This window comes from Exiguobacterium sp. A1_3_1 (genome assembly GCF_048985645.1).
Taxonomy (GTDB): Bacteria; Bacillota; Bacilli; order Exiguobacteriales; family Exiguobacteriaceae; genus Exiguobacterium_A; species Exiguobacterium_A indicum.
In genome coordinates, this window is the sequence record NZ_WBYY01000249.1 from 1 (window position 1) to 3,456 (window position 3,456).

A 3,456-nucleotide genomic window follows, 5' to 3' on the forward strand; every position below is an offset into this window, starting at 1 on the left:
TCGGAGATGTGTATAAGAGACAGGTGTATTACTACTGCTCTTTCTCGGTTTCATCTTCAGCGGGCAGATTTAATCATTTTACAAGAGTTGTTCATGAGACGTTTTCCCGCCTGCATCGAACGTCAGTTGATGGATTGCTGGACTCCCCATCGCGCCCAGCCACTCATTTGCCGGTCGTCCAGTGTAGTGTTCGAGCACTAACGCCAACACGAGACCATGCGTCGCGACGACCAATCGGTGGTGCGGGTGGGTTTTACGTAGCTGATCGATGGCTACTAGAGCACGATTGCGTGCTATTTGATTCGACTCTCCACCTTTTTGCGCGTAATCATCATTTTGGAATGATCGCTTCAACAGTTCTTCTAGCCTTTTAGGTGATAAACGTTCGTCTGTTTCCTGAAAACACCGTTCTTGAAACGCTACCTCGTAGATCGGCAAACCTCGTTGCTCAGCAAGTGGGCGAACGGAGTCTATCGCCCGTCGCATTGGACTCGAATAAATGGCGTCAATCGGTATCGCTTTAAAGAACGCTACGAGTTCCTGTGCTTGTTCTTGACCTGCATCCGTTAATCCCCGCCCTCGATCACTGCCTGTTTTAATCGATTCGCAATGGCGAATGAAATAGAGCGTCGTCATCGCAACTGGACCCACTTTCCTTCAGAAATCACGTCTACGTTCGAACCGATGACACGGATCGCTGTCGCGTCGTCGATCGCGTAAGCTGGATTCGTCAATGTCTCAGCCCATGATTCGGCAACTTGTAAGTGATTGTCTGGTAACTGCGGATGATCGAGATGCGGGAAGATTGAAAAATCAACGAGACCTAATGTTGCGTCCGATTGCTCCGGCGTCTTTTTCCATTCAACGAAATCTGTTCCGATTCGTGGCGTAAGCACCATGCTACCGGCGCTCATCCCGACATAAACACCGGTCAGTTGCGGTAATAGTCGATCGAAGCCCGATTCGACAAACCAGTGATGTAGAAAGAGTGGATCCCTACCATTAACGAGGATGACATCCGCTTGTTCGACTGCTGGTTGCCAAATTGCTGGATCAATTACCGAGACCGCTGATAATTCCAACAGACCGACTGACTTCCATCCTAAATCGACCATCGGTACCTCATCTTTTCCTTGAATGAAGTTGACAGCGAGGGCCATTCCTCTGCCTAATGCGTAGGAAGCTGTCGTGATCGCGATGGCATGGCATTTCTCAATTGGTTTTCTGAGCATCTCGCGTAACGCTTTGTGAAGCGATGGATTCTGTACCCCACCGGACGTTAATAAATAGTCCATCGTGATACCTCCTGTCCTTTGCTTCAGTTTACAATATTTGTGCGTTTCTGGTATTCTTACTTTTATTAACAACTTACTTCATCAGGAACTTTTCTCCAATTTCTTTCGTATAAAACATACAGGCTCATATTTTGACCAATTTTTGTGAACGGGAGGCACATATGTATTCGATTCCTAGCTACTTCATACTCTACTTAAAAATCATGCTGACCGATAAAATTCCGGTCTTTTGGTCGTTGATCTTCCCGTTGATTCTCGCCTTTGTCTTCGGGTCACGACGCGACTTCACAGAAATTAGTTTCCTGTGGTTCCTCGCGCTCTTTTGGGGCTATATCTTGCTCTCGATTTACGTGAACAGTATCGGTCTCCAACTTGCCCGGATGCGGGAGCATGGTTTGATGAAGACATATATCATGATTTCCGGTAGTAAGATTGGTTGTATTCTCGCACTCGTACTCGTTCAGCTCGTGTTTGCAGCCGTTAGTTTGACGGTCTTTACGACGATCCTGATGCTCGTATTCGGCTTCTTCTCACCTTTGACGTTGTTACTGGCTTATCTCGTCTTGTTGCTCAGCATCCCGCTTGCTTTTGCAAGTATCGCCTTGACGATGCTTCCGGCAAAGATTTCGAGTATGTCGACATTAATCAACATCGTCATGTATCCCCTGTTCTTGTTCGCGAATAGCCAACCGGATCGCTGGTACAGTTACTTGAATCCTTTTTATGTCATGAAAACACTTGGTCTCGCCGTCTCTGAGCACGTTACGGGAGCATCGTTACTTATCTTGACCGTCGTACTCGTCGTTTATCTGTTACTTGGTCTATTCTCTGTCAAACGCTTTAATCTCATGTCATTGCTGACCCGATAGGAGGATTCAGATGCACGTCCAACACGTACGCTTCAACTATCCGAAATCACCTGATCTGTTACACGACGTCTCTTTCTCGCTCATTTCCAGAAAATTAAACGTCTTGATCGGGATGAACGGTGCCGGTAAAACGACACTGTTTGATTGCATGACCGGTGCCTTACCGATCACGTCCGGAGAACTGGACTTACCTGATATCTCGGACATTCTCTATTTGACGCAATTCATCTATTACTCGGACGAACTAAAGGGCAAGGATGTTGCCGTCTTCGTCGGTCGGCTCGCTCGTTTGAAAGCATATCGCAAACAAGAGACGTATACGCGTCATCTGAAACAGCCACGAGAGCTCGATTTATTCGCTCATCTGTGGGAGATGAAAATCGGTAAGATGTCCGTTGGCGAAAAGAAATGGTTGTTCGTCACCCTGTTAACGACAGTACCACGTTCGCTCTACATCTTTGACGAGCCAACGAGCGGGGTCGATCCGGCAACACGGCTTCATATCATGCGACGCTTCGAGCAGATGACTGCAAACGGTCAAACATGCCTCTTCTCGACGCATCAATTACACGATCTATTGCATACCGATGCCCATGTCATCTTCCTTCATCAAGGTCGTATTTTGTACGAAGGCGACTTCAAGGATTGGTTGAACCGATTCGAGACGACCGATCCGGACGTCGCGTTCGTTCAAATGCTTGAACTGGCAGGATAACGTTAACCACCTCTCTTTTGGAGGTGGTTTTTTTGTAATATTTGAAATATAGGTTTTCGTTAAACATGTATAGGATATACATAGTTAAAGGAGGTGTGGGGTGTTATGAAGTTTTTTAGTGGTGCCCACTTTGTCAATCTTGTCGAGCACCATTTCTCAGCAGAGAATTTCGGAATGGAAATTGATTACATGACTGCCAATTCTGCTAAACTGACGCTTACTTTTAAAGAGACGGTAACTCCAACGAACAGTGCGTCGGTCAATCAGGTTGGAGAAATTCATTATCAACTCCATTTACCAACACTCGAAAAACGTATATTGATTCATGGTCCTTACATTCGGACTTACCAGCTATTTCTTGGACCAGGTGAGTCCATGCAGGAGTTCACGGAACTTCTGCATGACATCGCGCAACACCATCGATATTAGTTAAAAACATGTATTAATTGTTTTGGTTCTTATTATGTAAAAGGAGTGATTAAACATGCGTACTCATAAGATATTTCCGCTTCTTTTATTAACCGGTTTACTGTTACCGCTTACCGGATGTGGTGACGGTAAGAATGCAGATGGCAAG

Annotated in this window: 5 protein-coding genes; 3 read left to right on the forward strand and 2 right to left on the reverse strand. The window is 46.0% G+C overall.

Translation table 11 applies throughout. The annotated features are described in order from the left end of the window. Positions 1–78: 78 nt before the first annotated feature. Together F8N00_RS17155 and F8N00_RS17160 are read right to left on the reverse strand one after the other, a co-directional pair. The gene (locus F8N00_RS17155; protein ID WP_421018656.1) at positions 79–636 is read right to left on the reverse strand and encodes a histidine phosphatase family protein; all 558 of its coding nucleotides are present in this window, start codon (positions 634–636) and stop codon (positions 79–81) included. Then, entirely contained in the window at positions 633–1,295 is a 663-nt protein-coding gene (locus F8N00_RS17160) for a Type 1 glutamine amidotransferase-like domain-containing protein (RefSeq protein ID WP_421018657.1), read from the reverse strand. Before F8N00_RS17160 ends, F8N00_RS17155 begins: the two co-directional genes overlap by 4 nt. Before the next feature lie 161 nt (positions 1,296–1,456). Between F8N00_RS17160 and F8N00_RS17165 the strand changes: the two genes are divergently transcribed. The 3 genes from F8N00_RS17165 to F8N00_RS17175 all read left to right on the forward strand — a co-directional run bounded on the left by F8N00_RS17165 (position 1,457) and on the right by F8N00_RS17175 (position 3,308). Then, the gene (locus tag F8N00_RS17165) at positions 1,457–2,164 is read left to right on the forward strand and encodes a hypothetical protein (RefSeq protein ID WP_421018658.1); all 708 of its coding nucleotides are present in this window, start codon (positions 1,457–1,459) and stop codon (positions 2,162–2,164) included. 10 nt (positions 2,165–2,174) lie between these two features. Then, positions 2,175–2,879, forward strand: a complete 705-nt coding sequence (locus tag F8N00_RS17170; RefSeq protein WP_421018659.1) for an AAA family ATPase — start codon at positions 2,175–2,177, stop codon at positions 2,877–2,879. A gap of 105 nt (positions 2,880–2,984) precedes the next feature. Continuing rightward, positions 2,985–3,308: a hypothetical protein gene (locus tag F8N00_RS17175; protein WP_421018660.1), complete on the forward strand. Its 324-nt coding sequence runs from the start codon at positions 2,985–2,987 to the stop codon at positions 3,306–3,308. Positions 3,309–3,456: the final 148 nt, after the last annotated feature.